Genomic DNA, 16,394 nt, shown 5'->3' with positions numbered 1-16,394 from the left:
AGAGCGCTCTCACGTGTTGCTGCTTACGCTAGTGGGCGCATCGGTGCTTTGTCAAGAGAGCGCTCTCACCCCGGTATCGTGACCGTGAGGGAGCGCACCCGGCCGTCGCGGCGGAAGACGCTCGCGCTCACCTCGGCGCCGAGCGCGCCTCCCGGACCGGTCACCTCGGTGCCGTCGGAGAGGTGCGCGACCACCTCCAGCGGGCCGCCCCGGCGGAACACGACCGGGACCTGGCAGAACGTGAAAGCGAGCGCGCCCGCGGGCAGCTCAATGCTCTGCTGCTCACCGGTGACGTTCCGGTAGGCGAACGTGCCGGGGGTCGTGGTCCACTCGCCGGCCCGTAGCAGGGTGGGCCGCACACGGATGCGACCGTCCTCCACCCGCAGGCCGAGCTCGCCCAGGCGGGTGAGCACCTCCTCCTTCACCTGTCCGGTCATGCCCGGCTGCCGGGCACCGTGGCCGGCGGGCGTGTGCGAGTAGGGGTCGGTGGGGAACGCGCCGTAAGTCAGTGGATCCTTGCAGTAGCCGATGCCGGCCCGCACGTCCTCGTACGCCGCCATCAGGCCCTGGATCGCGGACGCATCCGCCCGGTCGGCGACGGCCCGTTCGAGGGTCTCCTGCACCGCGAGCAGCAGCTTCGAGACCATGTGCCAGTAGATGCTGCCGAGGCCCTCGTAGGCGAAGAACGAGCCGGAGCGCCCGGTGAACTCCGCATGCGTGAAGACCTCCTCGAAGATGGCGAGGAGTTCCTCCCGGTCCTGTTCCACGGCGTCCCCAAACGCCGGGTCGGCACTGATCCGGTCGAGCGCCTCCGACACGCCCCGGGCATTGCGGATGTGGGCTGCGAAGTGCAGGTCGCCCTGGACGTCCCGCACGACGACGCTGCGGTCGCCGGCCGCGGCGAGCCGCAGGGCGAGGGGGCAGTCGGCGGCCCGCGCGGCGCTGAAGGTATTGCGGTCGAGGAAGGACGAAAGGTCCTTGTCGGGATAGAGGATGTAGCTGTGCTGATCGGCGCGGTACAGCCGGCTCGTGCGCAGGGCGCCGAGCAGATCCAGGGATTCCTCCGGGCCGAGCAGTCCGGAGGAGAGGATGGCGACCTGGCCCTCGAGCATCTCCGCGAGCCGCCGCACGTCGGCTGTCCCGGCCCCGAGTTCTATCACGTTGTACGAGTGCACGAGCCCGTCGTCCCGCCGGTTGGCCTGTAGTGCACCCTCGACGAAGCGCCGAGCCAGATCGAGCAGTTCGGCGACGTCTCCCGCGGCGACCGTCGTCCGGTCTCCGCCGAACCCGGCGTAGACCTGCTCACGGTAGGCGGTCCCGGCCTCGCCCAGACCGTCCATCACGGCCCGGCGGCGAGTGGAGTCGAAGCCGTCGGCCACGGCATCCGCATGCTCGAAAAGCACGTTGTGCACGGCGGTGAGCAGTCCGGCGAGCTCGCTCGAGAGCTCGACGTCGACCGTCAGGAGGTCCCGCACGAAGACGAGGTAGCGGCGCAGGTAGGCGAGGGTGACCACCGACAGTCCGCGGCCGACAAGGGCGTTGTTGGCGTCGTTCCATTCCGGGCGCTGGGTTGTCATCCAGATACCGCCGTCCGGCACCAGGTTGACGAGTTTGGCGAGCAGGAGCAGCAGGACCTTCTCGGCCAGCGTAACCCGCACGAGTTCGCCGTCGGCGCCGTGCACCAGCCGCCCGTCGGAGCCCTCTGCGGCGACCCGCCGGGTGATCGTGCCCTGTCGCTCGTCGTCGAAGGTGATGGTGTTGTACGGGTCCGTGAGGATGTCCGCATAGGCGGCGATCCGGTACGGCACGTCGGCGTGGGTGAAGGCCGCCCGGTTGATCAGCGCGTCGAGGCGCCCCGGGTGGAAACGGTGGGAGGTCTCGAGCAGCTTGAGCAGGTAGATGATCTGGTGGTCGCTCCAGTACCCGATGTTGGCCCACGGGTCTTCGGGCTCGGGGACCTCCCAGTCGATGCCCTCGCGGGAGATCCGGTAGGGGTTGTAGCCGTCGGCGGTCGTGGCGTCGAGGAAGATCGTGACCATCGACTCCACATATTCGGGGAACGACCAGGCCAGCGCCTCCCAGTTCTGGAAGATGTCCCGCCAGTTGCCCTGGTACTCCAGTCGACGGATGCCCCTCTCGTCCTTCAGCACGATCCGGAACTGGTTCCACGGTCGGCTCGGGTCACCGTGCCGGCGGCTGAACGTGAGCGGCAGGTACTCCGTGGCGAGGCGCCACAGGTCGGTATCGCCGTGCGCCTCGGCGATAGCGATGAGTTCGTCGGCGCGCAGCCGCTCCGGTAGCGACTCCAGCACCGCGGCGCAGCGCCGAGCGGTCGCCTGGCTCCGCTGCAGGATGAACGCCCGCACATCACTCGACTCCACCGTGTAGCCCTCGGCGGGGACGCCGCCGCGCATCGTGTTGTAGAGCACATTGGCGGTGTGGTGGATGGTGGCGAGTTCGTCGCCCGTGTGCTGGGCGGCGTCGGTGGCTCCGAGGATCGTCTCCAGGTCGGACCGGGTGGCCGCGATGTCGGCCGCCAGGTCCTCGGCGAGTGCGAGCGGGTCGCGCAGCGTCGCGCGCAGGGCGACGACGTCCGCCGCATCCTGGTTCACGTCGGCGACGATCTGCCAGCGGAGAGTGCTGCCGGGGGCCAGTGCGATCTGCGCGTGCACGAGGTAGGCGCCGCGCTGCCCGCGGACATCCGTCTCGGCGGTGATGCCCCGGCCCCGGGCGAAGGCGGAGACCTGGCTGGTCGAGAGCAGGTACTCGGCGTTGTCCAGCCCGACCTGCCACGCCACGTTGGCCTGCAACGACTCGCTGGGCTCGGCGAGGTCGGAGAGCGTGGCGCTCAGTGTCAACAGGCCGAGGCCCGTCGACGGGTCGAGCTCGGCGCGCTTGTAGGCGTCGAGGAGCACGCTCAACTCGTTCTGCGTCTTCTTGCCTGCCCCAGCGGGAAGGATGTTCACCAGGCCGTCGAGGAGGTCGATCTGGAGTTGCCCGCCGGGAATGGCGCTGGGAATGTTGCCGGGGAAATTGCCGGGCTGCTCGCCGGTGAGTGAGGTCAGAGCGCAGCTGCGCACGACGCCGAAGCGGGCGCTGGTCTGCCACGTCACGCGCAGGCGCAGGCCGAGATCCCGGCGGGTCTCCTCGAAGACCAGTGTGACGCCGAGGGCATCCTTGTACAGCGTGCGCTGCGCGGCCTGATCGCCGGGGCGCACCTCCGCGAACGGCTGCCAGTGGGTGCTGGTTCCGTCGGGTCGACGAACCAGCAGCACGCTGAGCCCACCGGTTCGACCGCCACTCTCGGTGACCTTGTCATCGGTGTAGTACGGGAACAGGGCCCGATCGGCGTCGACCCGTCCCGCCGTCAGGCCGCCCGTGCTCGAGATGAAGAGCCAAACGTCGCTCGCGCCGACGAGGGTCATGAAGAACGGCGGCATCTGGTCATAGGCCTCGATCCGGTAGAACCGGCGTCCGTCCAGATCGACCGCTCCGCCCCGGACAATGCCCACTGCGGGATCCGTGCCCTCCGCGGGATCGATGCCCACTACGGTATCCGTGCCCTCCGCGGGGTCGAACGGGCTCTCGCCCCGGGCGGTGTACTGGGCAGTGGACTCGAGGGGCATATGATCCTCCATTGGATTCACCCCGGCGGATGTTCCAGCCGGGGACGGCCCCATCATCTCACTGATGAGAGCGCTCTCACAGACTGCCAGACATCCCCTGCTCATTCAAGCGCCGACCCCTCGCGGGGTCCCGCGAGGGGTCGGCGTGGCCGGGTCGGCGCCGAGAGGTCAGTGCCCTCAGGTCAGTGCAGAGAGGTCAGTGCCCTCAGGTCGGCGCCGGAAGGTCAGTGCCCTCAGGTCAGTGTCGGGGCTCAGCGGTCGACGCCGCCCGAGGCGAAAGCGGCCACGGCGACCGCAACGGGGGTGTCGCCGGAGACCAGATGCAACACCCGGCGTGGGGCAGCGCCGGTCTCGATCAGGGCGGCCAGCACGGCCGCGACGTCCCCGCGGGGCACGGTCGCGCGATCCTCCGCCAAGCCGGGGCCGGCCGGGTTCAGCCGCACCAGACCGGTTGCGGGCTCGTCGACCAGGCCGCCGGGGCGAACGATCGTCCAGGCCAGGGGTCGGGTGATGAGGTCCTCTTCGGCCGCCAGTTTGGCCTGCAGGTAACCCAGGAAGTCCGCCGGGACATCCGCAGGGGTCTGCCCGTCCCGCACCTTCTCGGTGCCGGTCGACGAGATCTGGATGAAGCGCGCCACGCCGGCGGCCTCGGCCGCGTCGGCCAGCCGCACGGAGCCGCCGAAGTCGACGGCCTGACGGCGCTCCTCGCTGCCGCCCGCCCCGGCGCCCGCGGCGAAAACCGCGACGTCGGCGCCGGCCAGGAGGCGGGCGACCTCGGCCGATGGGGCCTGCTCGAGGTCGATCACCGCCGGAACGGCCCCGTCAGCGACGAGATCCGCTCTCTGATCCTCAGTGCGGATCAGCCCGACGACCTCGTGGCCGCCCTTCGCGAGCTCCCGCGTGAGCTGCCGAGCAATTTTTCCGTGTCCACCTGCAATAACAATACGCATGGCACCTACAACGCCCCGTCGGCCCGCACAATTCCCGCGTACGCCGGTCCCGGCCGCCCAGGACACGGTGCCCCGTGCGAATTCGACGGAGATTTTCGCTCAGATCGCTGTTTTGACCCAAAAACGGCACGGTGAGAGCAAAATCTCCGTCGAATTGGTTCGGCGCTAGCTGGGCTTCGGGCGCGGCGCGCGCTCGAACTCGTCGACGTCGACCCCGGTCTCGATCAGGGCGCCCATCCTGTCGGCGGCCCGCTGAGCATCCCGAGTCGGCTCGGCCTGCTCGGCCAGCTCGGCCAGCTCGGCCGCATTCTCGTCCGCGGCCTCCTGCAGGGCGGAGGTGTTACGCAGCGGCGGCGCCTTGAGGAAGAGGCTCAGCACGAATGCGACCAGCACCACGGCGAGGCTCACCCAGAAGACAGTGACGGATGCGTCGTTGAAGCCGACGAGGAAGGGCTCCGCGAGCCGCGGGTCGGCCGCGTTGAGGAAGGAGGTGTCCCCGTCGAGGGCTCCGCCCACGCTGCCCGGATCGGCCAGCAGCGCCAGGATGCCGGTGTTCGCCGGGTCGGCCTGCACGGCGGGGTCCGTCGCGGCGGCCCTGACCCCGGAGGCGATGGTCGGGTTGCCGAAGGCCGCGTTGATCGTGCCCGGGATGCGGGTGAACAACACCGAGAACAGCACTGCCGTGCCGAGGGTGCCACCGATCTGCCGGAAGAAGGTGGAGGCGGAGGTCGCCACGCCGATGTCCCGCGGCCCGACGGAGTTCTGGCTGGCGATGGTGAGCGTCTGCATCAGTTGGCCGAGGCCGAGACCAATCAGGAGCATCCCGGCCATCATGAATCCGACTGGCTTGTCCGCCGTGGCGAAGGTGAAGAGCAGGAAGCCGGCCGACATGAAGGCCGTGCCGATGGTGGGGAACATTTTGTAGCGCCCGGTGCGGGCGATCAGCTGGCCGCTCACGATGGAGGAGACCATCAGTCCGGCGATCATCGGCAGCATCAGGAAGCCGCTCTCGGTGGGGGTTGCCCCGTTGACGAGCTGCAGGTAGAGCGGCACGGTCATCATGGCGCCGAACATGCCGAAGCCGACGAAGACCCCAAGGATGGTCGCCATTCTGAACGTGGACGACCTGAACAGTTTTAGCGGGATGAGCGCGTCGTCGCCCATCAGTCGCTCGGCCAGGATGAAGGGCGCGATGCTCAGGGCGCCGATCACGTAGCAGGCGATCGAGGGGGTGGAGACCCAGCCCCAGGTGCGGCCCTGCTCGGCCACGAGCAGTAGCGGCGCGGCCGCGAGGATCACGGTCACCGCGCCCCACCAGTCGATGCGGACCGGCCGGGCGAAATGGGGCACGTGCAGAAACTTCAGCACGATGGCGAGGGCGATGACGCCGATCGGGAGGTTGATCAGGAAGACCCAGCGCCAGCCCGTGATCCCAAGGATCGTGTCCGAGCCCGACAGGACGCCGCCGATGAGCGGACCGATCACGCTGGACACCCCGAAGACGGCCAGGAAGTATCCCTGGTACTTCGCACGCTCCCGCGGTGCCAGCATGTCGCCCATGATCGTCAGGGGGAGTGCCATCAGGCCGCCGGCGCCGAGCCCCTGGATGGCCCGGAAGGCGGCGAGCTCGTACATCGAGTTCGCCAGGCCGGCCAGGAGCGAGCCCACGAGGAAGATCGTGATCGCGATCAGGAATAGTGGGCGGCGCCCGAAGATGTCGCTGAGCTTGCCGTAGATCGGCGTGCTGATGCAGGACACGATCAGGTAGGCGGTTGTCACCCAGGCCTGCAGCGCCATGCCGTCGAGGTCGTCGGCGATGGTGCGCATCGACGTTCCCACAATGGTCTGGTCGAGGGCGGAGAGGAACATCCCGGCCATCAGTCCGAAGATGACGAAGAGGATCTGGCGGTGGGACATCAGCGGAGGGGCGGCTGGGGCGGTAGAAGTTTGCATCGTGCGCAAAGTTACACGATCAGCAACCATTCTTCAAGCATCGTCGGAGAGGCGGAAGGTCGTGCACCCTCGGCGGGACTAGGCTCGGCATCGTGTGGGGAGATCGGGCACTGGGGGTGGCGCAACCGTTTCGGCGGAGGCGCATCGTTCTGCTGTCCATCGTCATCCTCGCACTCGGGGCCGGAGCGGTGACGGCCGGAGCCCTGACCGGGGGGACCAAACCCCTCGAGGCCGGTCCACTGGTCACGTCGACGCCGATGCCCGGCACCGAGCCGAGCATCGGCCCCCCCTCGACGCCCACTCCCGCTCGGGCGGCTCCGACCGTTTCCCCGGACCCGGTAGAAATGCCCCTGTTCGACCGGGCCGCCCGTTCGCTCGATGATCCGTCGAGTCTCTGGGTCGTCGTCGACAAGACCCGCCCGTTGAACCCGATCGACTACGCGCCGACCGACCTCGTCGACGTTCCCGTGCCTCACGTCTGGAGCCCGCAACTGCGCCGCGAGGCGTCAGAGGCAACCGTCGCCCTGTTCGCGGCATTCACCGCCGAGACCGGGTTGGCGCTCCAGTCCCAGAGCTCCTATCGCAGCCACGACACCCAGGTGGACGTCTACAATCGCGACGTGGCCGACAATGGTCAGGCGTTCGCCGACACCAGCACCGCCCGGCCGGGAACCAGCGAGCACCAGACCGGTCTGGCCATCGACATCAGCGCGCTGCCTGGAAACTGTTCGCTGGATGCCTGCTTCGGCGGCACCCCACAGGGGCAGTGGCTTGCCGGAAATGCCTGGCGTTTCGGGTTCCTGCTGCGCTACCCGGCCGACAAGGTGGCGATCACCGGCTACGGCTACGAGCCCTGGCACTTCCGCTATATCGGTCCGGAACTGGCGACGGAAATGCACGACACCGGCACGGCCACCCTCGAGGAGTTCTTCGGGCTCCCGGCGGCTCCCGGCTACAACTGATCCCGCTCTCGCCTCCTCGCCGGCCCGGCGTGTCGGGCGCCCGGGCATTTCCCGGATAAGTGTGATTACCTATATTCCGCCCCCCAAAAGGGGTGAGTCTGCCACACCCCCCGGTGGCACCCCGATCGAAGAGAGAATTCTGTGGTTCTGACCCGACGTTTCCGTATCGTCGCTGCCGTGCTCGTCCTGGGTGGCCTCGTGGCCGGAACGGCCGCAGTGGCCGGGGCGTCCAGCGGTGAACCCACGGCCGCGGCAACGGCCACCCCGGCCGCAGACTCCACGCAGGCCGCGCCGAAGGCCGACGAGACCGAGCCCGACACGACGGCTACCGAGCGGGTCGTCCCCGCGGAGGTCGGAGAACCGGTTCCCGTCGACCCCCAGGTGCAGGCGCAGGTGAGCTATATGCTGGCCCACTGGACCGACTACAACACGGATGCCTACGGCGTCATCACCGACAATGACTGCGTCAATTTCACCAGCCAGTCCCTGATCGAGCGGGGTTGGACCATGGACGACCAGTGGTGGTCGGAGGGAACGGGCTCCGACTTCGACACGTCCTCGCCCTGGATCAGCTCCACCGCGTTCCGGGACTACGTGGCGCAGTCCGGCCGCGCCACCGCCCTGACGGATGACCAGCGCGACCAAGTGAAGCTCGGCGACGTCGCCCAGTTCGACTGGGACAACTCCGGCGACCGCGACCACACCGGGGTCGTCACCCGGATCGAGGGCTCCGGCGACGACATCCAGATCTACTACGCCGGCCACACCGACGACACCGACTTCCGATCCGTCGACTACGCGATCACCGAGAAGCACCCGGGCGCCACGGCGTACTACTGGAGCATTCCCTAGCTCTGACTGTCGGCCTGCGCGGGTGCTGCGCCGTTGAACGGGCGGTGAGCCACCCGCGCAACGGCGCACCGGGCCCGCTAGGCGATCGCGTCGTCGACGATGCCCTTGGCCTCGATCTGCACCTGCTTCAGGTGCTCCGGGCCCTTGAATGACTCGGCGTAGATCTTGTAGACGTCCTCGGTGCCACTGGGCCGGGCCGCGAACCAGGCGTTCTCGGTGATGACCTTGACGCCGCCGATCGCCGCACCGTTGCCGGGAGCGTGGCTCATCTTGGCGAGGATCTTCTCGCCCGCGAGCTCAGTCGCCGTGATCGCGTCGCCGTCGAGCTTCGACAGCTGGGCTTTCTGGGCGGGCGTCGCCGCCGCGTCCACGCGGGCGTAGGCCGGGGCGCCGAAGTGCGCGGCCAGCTCGGCGTAGCGCTGACTCGGGCTCTTGCCGGTCACGGCTAGGATTTCCGAGGCGAGCAGGGCCAGCAGGATGCCGTCCTTGTCGGTAGTCCAGACGGTGCCGTCGAATCGCACGAAGCTCGCGCCGGCGCTCTCCTCGCCGCCAAACGCGACCGAACCGTCGATCAGGCCCGGAACGAACCACTTGAAGCCGACCGGCACCTCCCAGAGTTCGCGGCCGAGGAAGCCCGCGACGCGGTCGATCATGGTGGACGAGACGAGTGTCTTGCCGATCGCGGCATCCGCCCGCCAGCCCTCGCGGTGGCTGTACAGGTAGTCGATGGCCACGGCCAGGAAGTGGTTCGGGTTCATCAGCCCGCCGTCGGGGGTGACGATCCCGTGCCGGTCGGCGTCGGCGTCGTTACCGGTGACGATGTCGAACTCGTCCTTGTGGGCGGCGACGGATGCCATCACCGAGGGGCTCGACGGATCCATCCGGATCTTGCCGTCCCAGTCCAGGGTCATGAAGCGCCAGGTGGGGTCGACGTGAGGGTTGATCACGGTCAAGTTGAGCTCGTAACGATCGCGGATCGCGCCCCAGTAGCCCACGCTCGCGCCGCCGAGCGGGTCGGCACCGATCCGGATGCCGCTGGCCTTGATGGCGGCCATGTCGATGATGTTCTCGAGGTCGTTCACATACTCGCCACGGAAGTCGTAGGTTTCGACCGCGCTGGGCTCGCTCATTTTCACGTCTTTGAGTCCGCCGGCGATGAGCTCATTGGCCCGGGTGGCGATCCACGAGGTGGCGTCGCTGTCGGCCGGCCCGCCGTGCGGCGGGTTGTACTTGAAACCGCCGTCGGTGGGCGGGTTGTGGCTCGGGGTGACCACGATCCCGTCGGCCTCATCGCTGTTGCCGGCCCGGTTGTAGGCCAGGATCGCGTGCGAGAGGGCCGGAGTGGGCACGTAGTCGTCGAATTCGTCGACCAGCACCCGCACGCCGTTGGCGACGAGTACCTCGAGGGCGGTCGTGTAGGCCGGCGCACTCAGGGCGTGCGGGTCGGTGCCGATAAAGAGCGGCCCGGTGATGCCTTGGGCGGCGCGGAACTCCACGATCGCCTGAGTGGTCGCGATAATGTGGTCTTCATTGAAAGCCGTGTTGAGGGAACTCCCTCGGTGGCCGGAGGTTCCGAAGGCCACCCGCTGGGCGGGCACCGTGACATCCGGTTTCAGATCGTAGTAGGCCTTCACCAATGCTTCGACATCGACAAGGTCAGATTCCAGGGCCGCTGTGCCCGCGCGTTCGTTCATGGTCCCCAGTCTTGCACTGCAACTAGGCTGATCTCCATGTCCGAGTCGCGCAATGTCAGCTACAGCTTTCTCGGGCCGACTGGCACCTTCACCGAGGCGGCCCTCGCCCAGGTCGTCCGGGCCCAGGGCAAGACGTGGCGTGCCGTGAACAACGTGGGTGAGGCGTTCGACGACGTCGTGTCCGGCCGCAGCGTCGCCGCGATGATCGCGATCGAGAATTCCGTCGACGGCGGCGTGTCCGCCACGCAGGACGCCCTCGCCAGCGTGCCCGGCCTGCGCATCATCGGCGAGTACCTGGTTCCGGTGAACTTCGTCCTGGTGGCTCGCCCGGGCACAGTGCTGGCCGATGTGAAGACCATCAACGCGCATCCGGTGGCCTACGCGCAGTGCCGCCGTTGGCTGGAGTCCAACCTGCCGCATCACGGCCACCTCCCGGCGTCGAGCAACGTGGCCGCAGCGGCGTCGCTGGTCGATACCGGGCAGGCGGATGCCGCCATCGCCCCGCCCGGCATCGAGAAGCACCACGATGTGGTCGTGCTCGCCCGCGCCATCGGCGACAACGCCAACGCGGTCACCCGCTTCGTCCTCGTCAGCCGTACCACGGCCGTGCCGCCCCGCACCGGCGCCGACAAGACCAGCCTGATCGTCGAGCTGCCCGAGGACCGCTCCGGCGCCCTGCTCGAGATGCTCGAGCAGTTCGCCACCCGGGGCGTCAACCTCAGCCTGATCCAGTCGCGCCCGATCGGCGACGCCATGGGCCGCTACCGGTTCGTGATCGACGCCGACGGCCACATCCACGACGAACGCGTCGCCGACGCGCTGCTCGGCCTGCGCCGGTTCAGCCCCGAGGTGATCTTCCTCGGCTCGTACCCGCGGGCCGACAAGCAGCCGATCGAGTTCACCTCGCGCTACGACGACGACGTCTTCATCGGCGCGCGCAGCTGGCTGAGCGGGCTGCTCGGCGAGCCCGAAGTCTGACCGGGTCCAGCAGTCCGGTCCAGCAGTCCGGCCCTCAGGCGGCGGGAACCCGCAGCACCAGGGAGAGAGGGTCGGTGAAGAGCGACACCGATCGCACCGGGCCGAGCGCGTCGCCGTCCACCTCGAACTCCTGGGGCTCGACCACGACGATCCGGATATCGGCGGCGCGCAGCGTCGTCATCACCCGTGCGGTGGTCGAATCGGTGCGCGCGATGATCCGCCGCCCCACCGCCGAGCGCCGCAGAACGCCGTTCTCCCACGTCACCCGGCGCCAGATCGCGAGCCAGCCGAACACGCCTTTGGGCTGCAACATCGCAATATCGAGGATGCCGTCGTCGATGCGGGCATCCGGCAGAATCTGGATATTCCCCGGCAGCAGACCGCAATTGCCGATCAGGATGGTGCTCACGTGCGCTGGCCGGTGCGGGCGCCCGTTTAGGCTGTAGCGGATCAGGAACGGCTTGACCCGGGGGAGCACGCGCGCCACGGCGTCGACGTAGGCGAGCCAGCCCACCGCTCGCTTCAGTTCGGGCCGGGTGCTGACGACCATCTGGGCGTCGATGCCGATGCCCGCCATCACGAGGAAGACGTGGTCGGCCAGGGCGCCGTCGTCGGTGCGCACGGATGCCACCCCCACGTCGATCGGTTTGTCCGCGCCCGTGAAGGCAACCCTGGTTGCCTCGTCAAGGTTCGTCAGCGGCAGGCCCAGGTTGCGGGCCAGCAGGTTGCCGGTGCCGAGGGGCACGATGGCCAGCGGCACGCCGGAGCCCCGCAGCACGTCCGCGACCGCGCGAATCGTGCCGTCGCCGCCGGCCACGAGCACCAGGGATGCGCCCTGCGCCAGGGCGAGCCGGGCGGCCTGCCTGCCCGCGTCATCCGCGGCGGTGGGGAACCAGAGCGAGTCGGGCCAGCCCGACAGGGCCTCCGCGCGGGCCACGCTCGCCCGCAGGCGGTCCAGGTCGACCTTGATGGGGTTGTAGACGATGGCGGCCCACCGAACAACTGTCGGTTGATCGGGAGTGTCCACGCGGTAAGGCTAGCAAGCTGCCGCACCCTGCGCTTGTAGACTGGCGCAGTGATTGATCCTGTGCTGCTGCGAGAGAATCCTGACCTCATCAAGCGTTCTCAGAAAGTGCGCGGTGCGTCGGTCGAGGCGGTCGACGACGCGCTTGCCGCCGACGCCGAGCGTCGCGCCACCATCCAGGCGTTCGAGGCGCTGCGGGCCTCGCAGAACCAGTTCGGCAAGCAGGTGGCCTCCGCGCCTCCCGCGGAGAAAAAGGCCCTCGTCGCCCAGGCTCAGAGCCTGGCCGTCGACGTCAAGGCCGCCGCGGCGGCCTCCGCCGAGGCCGAGGCGCGGTTCACCGCGGTCGTGCGCACCCTCGCGAACCCCGTCATCGATGGCGTCCCGGCCGGCGGCGAGGAGAATTTCGTCACCCTCCGCACCCACGGCGCCGTGCCGACGTTCGACTTCGAGCCGCGCGACCACCTCGAACTGGGTGAACTGCTCGGCGCCATCGACATGGCCCGCGGTGCCAAGGTGTCCGGCGCCCGCTTCTACTTCCTGCGCGGCATCGGCGCCCGCCTCGAGATCGCGCTGATGAACATGGCGCTCGACCGGGCGCTGGCGGCCGGATTCGTCCCGCTGATCACCCCCACCCTGGTGCGACCGGAGATCATGGACGGCACCGGCTTCCTCGGCGAGCACGCCGACGAGATCTACTACCTTCCCGCCGACGACCTCTACCTGACCGGTACCAGCGAGGTCGCGCTGGCCGGCTACCACTCGGACGAGATCCTGGACCTGACCGACGGGCCGCTCCGCTACGCCGGTTGGTCCACCTGCTACCGCCGCGAGGCCGGTTCGGGCGGCAAGGACACCCGCGGCATCATCCGGGTGCACCAGTTCAACAAGCTGGAGATGTTCGCCTACGTGCTGCCGGAGAACGCCGAGGCCGAGCACGACCGCCTCGTCGCCTTGCAGGAGGACATGCTCCAGGCTCTCGGTCTCAGCTACCGCGTCATCGATGTGGCCGCCGGTGACCTCGGCTCCAGCGCCGCCCGCAAGTTCGACATCGAGGCCTGGGTTCCGACCCAGAACGCCTACCGCGAGCTGACCAGCACGAGCAATTGCACCACCTACCAGGCGCGCCGGCTCGACATCCGTTATCGCACCGAATCGGGCAAGACCGCGCCCGTCGGCACCCTCAACGGCACACTGGCGACGACCCGGTGGATCGTGGCCATACTCGAAACGCATCAGCAAGAGGATGGCTCGGTGCGGGTCCCCGAGGCACTACGCCCCTGGCTGGGCGGCATCGACGTCATTCGGCCGGTGGGCGCATGACGACGCGGACGGATGCCCCCTGGCTGGTTGCCCTCGACATCGACGGCACCACCATGCATGAGGACGGCACGATCAGCGACGGGGTCCTCGACCAGGTGCGGCGCCTCACCGCGGCCGGCCACGAGGTGATGCTTGCCACCGGGCGCTCATCCGCCACCACGCTCCCGGTGCTGGAGCGCCTGGACATCACCCCGCGCTTCGTCGTCTGTTCGAACGGAGCGATCACCCTGCACCGCGACCCGGCCGCCCCCACCGGCTACCGCCGCGAATGGGTCGAGACCTTCGACCCGTCCGATGTGTTGCTGCAGATCCGGTCGCACCTGGTCGGTGCCCGGTACGCCGTCGAAGACGAGCACGGCTTCTACCGCTACACCGAGCCGTTCCCGGATGCCACGATCGGGCTGGACAGCGAGCATGTGGAGTTCGATGACCTGCTGCGCCAGGACGCCACCCGTGTCGTCGTCATCTCGCCGGACCACGACATGGAGGATTTCCTCCAGATCGTCGACCGGATGGGCCTGAACCGGGTGAGCTACGCGATCGGGTGGACGGCCTGGCTCGACATCGCCCCCGACGGAGTGAACAAGGCCACCGCAATGGAGCGGGTGCGCGCCGAATTCGGGATTCCGCGCAGCCGCGTGATGGCCGTCGGTGATGGGCGCAACGACATCGAGATGCTGGAGTGGGCGTCGATCCACGGCCGGGGAGTGGCCATGGGTCAGGCTCCGCAGGACGTGCTGACGGCGGCCAGCGAGATCACCCGAGCCGTGCACGAAGACGGGCTCGCGCTTGTTCTGAGCAGCCTGTAGGTGGTGCCCAGCCTGCTGCCAGCATGCTCTGGCACTCTGGAGAGTCTGCAAGCGGCTAGAATCGGTCGGTATTCGCTCGTCCGCGTCCGCGTGTTCCACTAGCGCAGCCGGGTGGCGAACCGGGAGGGCTGTCCGAGCGGCCGATGGAGCCAGTCTTGAAAACTGGTGGGCAGAGATGTCTCGTGGGTTCGAATCCCACGCCCTCCGCACCTCGATTCTGCACGGCCTGCACTAACGAAGGGACCTGAGTGAGCGACGAATTGCGCCCCCGCTCGATACGATCGAAGAAGCTCAGCACCATTGCCCGCCATGGCCGTCTGCGCCGCTCCAACCCGTTTGTGACCGTGGCCAAGGTGCTCGCCGCGTCGTTGGCCGTCCTTCTTGTGAGCGGGGCATCCGTGGCCGCGATCGCGACGTACGACGTCGCCGCGAGCGTGCAGGACGGCGTGCCGCTGGCCAACGAGGCCGAGAGCGCAGAATTTGAAATCGACGCCATCCCCGGCGGAGTCAACCTGCTCGTGGTGGGCAGCGACAGCCGCAAGGGCCAGGACGCCTCGTTCGGACCGGTGGATTCCACCGGTGACCTCAACGACGTGACCATGCTGCTGCACATCTCCGAGGACCACACGAACGCCTCCGTGATCAGCTTCCCCCGGGACATGTACGTTCCCATCCCCGAATGCCCTGACCCTGCCGGCGGCACCTTCGACTCGATGGACAGCCAGAAGATCAATACCACGCTCACCTACGGCGGCCTGGCCTGCACAGTGCTCACGGTCGAGAAGCTCACCGGTCTCAGCATCCCCTACGCGGCCGAGGTGCAGTTCAGCGGCGTCATGGCCATGTCCACGGCCGTTGGCGGCGTGCCGGTCTGTGTTGCCGAAGACATCGAGGACGAGTACACGAACACCTACCTTCCGGCCGGAATGCACACCCTCGAGGGGCTCGAGGCGCTGCAGTTCCTGCGCACCCGCCACGGCGTCGGCGACGGCAGCGACCTGACCCGGATCAGTAACCAGCAGGTGTTTCTGTCGTCCCTCGTGCGCACGGTGAAGAGTGCGTCGACGCTCTCCGACCCAATCAAGGTGTACTCGCTCGCCAAGGCGGTGACGGCCAACATGAACCTGTCCACGAGCCTCAACGACGTCTCCACATTGGCGTCGATCGCTGTGGCGCTGAAGGACATCGACCTCAGCAAGGTCGTCTTCGCACAGGTCCCGACCGGTCTCGTCGAGGGCGGCGTGATCCCGTCGCAGCCAGACTTCGACGACCTGTTCGCGGCTGTGGCTGCCGACGACTCGCTCCAGCTGGCCGCGGCTCCGACTGCCGAAGACCCGACCGCCGAAGACCCTGCAGCGGCCCCTGATCCGTCCGCCGAGACCGACCCGGCCGCGACACCGGCCCCGGACCCTGCAGCGACGCCACCGGCCGCGGTGCTCTCCGATTCGGTCAAGGGGCAGACCGCCGGCGACGTCACCTGCTCCGCGGGCCGCTCGCTCGAGGACCAGTAGCCTCCGGGCGGTGTCCGTCGGCACTGGTTCGTGCAGACGCCGTCCGTACGGTTATGATTGTCCACGTGTGTTTGCGTTGCAGGCACCGAGGAGACGTCGCATAGTACGGCTTAGTGCACCACCCTGCTAAGGTGGAGTACCCTTCACGGGGTACCGTGGGTTCAAATCCCACCGTCTCCGCACATTTCATCCCCCGCATTCCGGTGTCCATGTCCATCGCCGGCTGCGGGGGATTTTCTTTGCGCACGGTGTTCGTGCCCCGATCCCGGGCGCTGACTCTGACGCCACGGTCGTCGAGCCTGTCATGACCGTGGTGGCCTGTCTCCCGGGGACTCACGCACCCGGTGGTCGAGCCTGTTGAGACCCTGGTNGTTGCCCGTGGTCCGCCAGGTTTGGGTTGGGTCGTAGCAGAGTGGTGCCCTGACTTCGGGTTTGCCTTTCACCATGCGGATCTGCCAGCCGGAGGTGTCGATGCTGTGGTGGTGGTACCAGCAGAGGAGCACCCCGTTGTCGATGTTGGTTTTCCCGCCGAGGTGCCAGGGGATCACGTGGTGTACCTCGCACCAGGCCGCGGGGATGGTGCACCCGGGGATGGTGCAACCCCCGTCGCGGGCGGCGATGGCGCGGCGTTGGGCCCGGGTGAAGAAGCGTTTCTCGGTGCTGAGGGTGAGGACTTCGTTGTTGGGGCCGAACACGATTTCCTGGAATCCGCCGG

Annotated in this window: 12 protein-coding genes and 2 tRNA genes; 8 read left to right on the top strand and 6 right to left on the bottom strand. The window is 68.3% G+C overall.

Annotated elements, in window-relative coordinates:
• Positions 1 to 65 precede the first annotated feature (65 nt).
• From E3T28_RS09855 to E3T28_RS09845, 3 genes are all read right to left on the bottom strand, one after another.
• A complete protein-coding gene (locus E3T28_RS09855; protein WP_134430389.1) occupies positions 66 to 3,626 on the bottom strand; it encodes a hypothetical protein in 3,561 nt (1,186 codons plus the stop codon).
• Positions 3,627 to 3,877: 251 nt separating this feature from the next.
• Complete coding sequence (locus E3T28_RS09850; RefSeq protein WP_134430382.1) at positions 3,878 to 4,576, bottom strand: NAD(P)H-binding protein; 699 nt, start codon at positions 4,574 to 4,576, stop codon at positions 3,878 to 3,880.
• A 165-nt stretch (positions 4,577 to 4,741) separates the two neighbouring features.
• Positions 4,742 to 6,493 (bottom strand): MDR family MFS transporter, encoded by a 1,752-nt coding sequence (locus E3T28_RS09845; protein WP_134430379.1) that lies wholly within the window; start codon positions 6,491 to 6,493, stop codon positions 4,742 to 4,744.
• Between the two features lie 128 nt (positions 6,494 to 6,621).
• Here E3T28_RS09845 and E3T28_RS09840 point away from each other — a divergent pair, with 128 nt between their 5' ends.
• Together E3T28_RS09840 and E3T28_RS09835 are read left to right on the top strand one after the other, a co-directional pair.
• Positions 6,622 to 7,491 carry a D-alanyl-D-alanine carboxypeptidase family protein gene (locus E3T28_RS09840; RefSeq protein WP_241979273.1) on the top strand — a complete coding sequence of 290 codons (870 nt, stop codon included), beginning with the start codon at positions 6,622 to 6,624 and terminating at the stop codon, positions 7,489 to 7,491.
• Positions 7,492 to 7,632: 141 nt separating this feature from the next.
• Positions 7,633 to 8,343 carry an amidase domain-containing protein gene (locus E3T28_RS09835; protein WP_134430377.1) on the top strand — a complete coding sequence of 237 codons (711 nt, stop codon included), beginning with the start codon at positions 7,633 to 7,635 and terminating at the stop codon, positions 8,341 to 8,343.
• 77 nt (positions 8,344 to 8,420) lie between these two features.
• Here the strand turns inward: E3T28_RS09835 and pgm are convergent, their stop codons facing one another.
• Complete coding sequence (pgm, locus tag E3T28_RS09830) at positions 8,421 to 10,037, bottom strand: phosphoglucomutase (alpha-D-glucose-1,6-bisphosphate-dependent) (protein ID WP_134430374.1); 1,617 nt, start codon at positions 10,035 to 10,037, stop codon at positions 8,421 to 8,423.
• Positions 10,038 to 10,073: 36 nt separating this feature from the next.
• Between pgm and pheA the strand changes: the two genes are divergently transcribed.
• Positions 10,074 to 11,015 (top strand): prephenate dehydratase, encoded by a 942-nt coding sequence (pheA, locus tag E3T28_RS09825; protein ID WP_134430371.1) that lies wholly within the window; start codon positions 10,074 to 10,076, stop codon positions 11,013 to 11,015.
• Positions 11,016 to 11,049: 34 nt separating this feature from the next.
• Here pheA and E3T28_RS09820 read toward each other — a convergent pair whose 3' ends face one another.
• Positions 11,050 to 12,042 carry a diacylglycerol/lipid kinase family protein gene (locus E3T28_RS09820; RefSeq protein WP_134430368.1) on the bottom strand — a complete coding sequence of 331 codons (993 nt, stop codon included), beginning with the start codon at positions 12,040 to 12,042 and terminating at the stop codon, positions 11,050 to 11,052.
• Between the two features lie 48 nt (positions 12,043 to 12,090).
• On the opposite strand from E3T28_RS09820, the gene serS reads away from it, so the two are divergent.
• The 5 genes from serS to E3T28_RS09795 all read left to right on the top strand — a co-directional run bounded on the left by serS (position 12,091) and on the right by E3T28_RS09795 (position 15,859).
• Entirely contained in the window at positions 12,091 to 13,359 is a 1,269-nt protein-coding gene (serS, locus tag E3T28_RS09815) for a serine--tRNA ligase (protein ID WP_134430365.1), read from the top strand.
• Positions 13,356 to 14,168, top strand: coding sequence for an HAD family hydrolase (locus E3T28_RS09810; protein ID WP_134430362.1), 813 nt, complete (start codon positions 13,356 to 13,358; stop codon positions 14,166 to 14,168). The genes serS and E3T28_RS09810 overlap by 4 nt, the downstream gene beginning before the upstream one ends.
• A 122-nt stretch (positions 14,169 to 14,290) precedes the next feature.
• Positions 14,291 to 14,375, top strand: a tRNA-Ser gene (locus tag E3T28_RS09805).
• A gap of 41 nt (positions 14,376 to 14,416) precedes the next feature.
• Positions 14,417 to 15,679, top strand: coding sequence for an LCP family protein (locus tag E3T28_RS09800; protein WP_134430359.1), 1,263 nt, complete (start codon positions 14,417 to 14,419; stop codon positions 15,677 to 15,679).
• An 89-nt stretch (positions 15,680 to 15,768) separates the two neighbouring features.
• Positions 15,769 to 15,859 (top strand) — tRNA-Ser (locus tag E3T28_RS09795).
• A gap of 122 nt (positions 15,860 to 15,981) precedes the next feature.
• On the opposite strand, the gene E3T28_RS17855 is transcribed toward E3T28_RS09795, so the two are convergent.
• Complete coding sequence (locus E3T28_RS17855) at positions 15,982 to 16,227, bottom strand: hypothetical protein (RefSeq protein ID WP_478213418.1); 246 nt, start codon at positions 16,225 to 16,227, stop codon at positions 15,982 to 15,984.
• Positions 16,228 to 16,394: the final 167 nt, after the last annotated feature.

The sequence above is a fragment of the Cryobacterium sinapicolor genome, assembly GCF_004403465.1.
In the GTDB taxonomy this organism is placed as follows: Bacteria; Actinomycetota; Actinomycetes; order Actinomycetales; family Microbacteriaceae; genus Cryobacterium; species Cryobacterium sinapicolor.
This window is presented reverse-complemented; position numbering and strand designations above follow the sequence as displayed.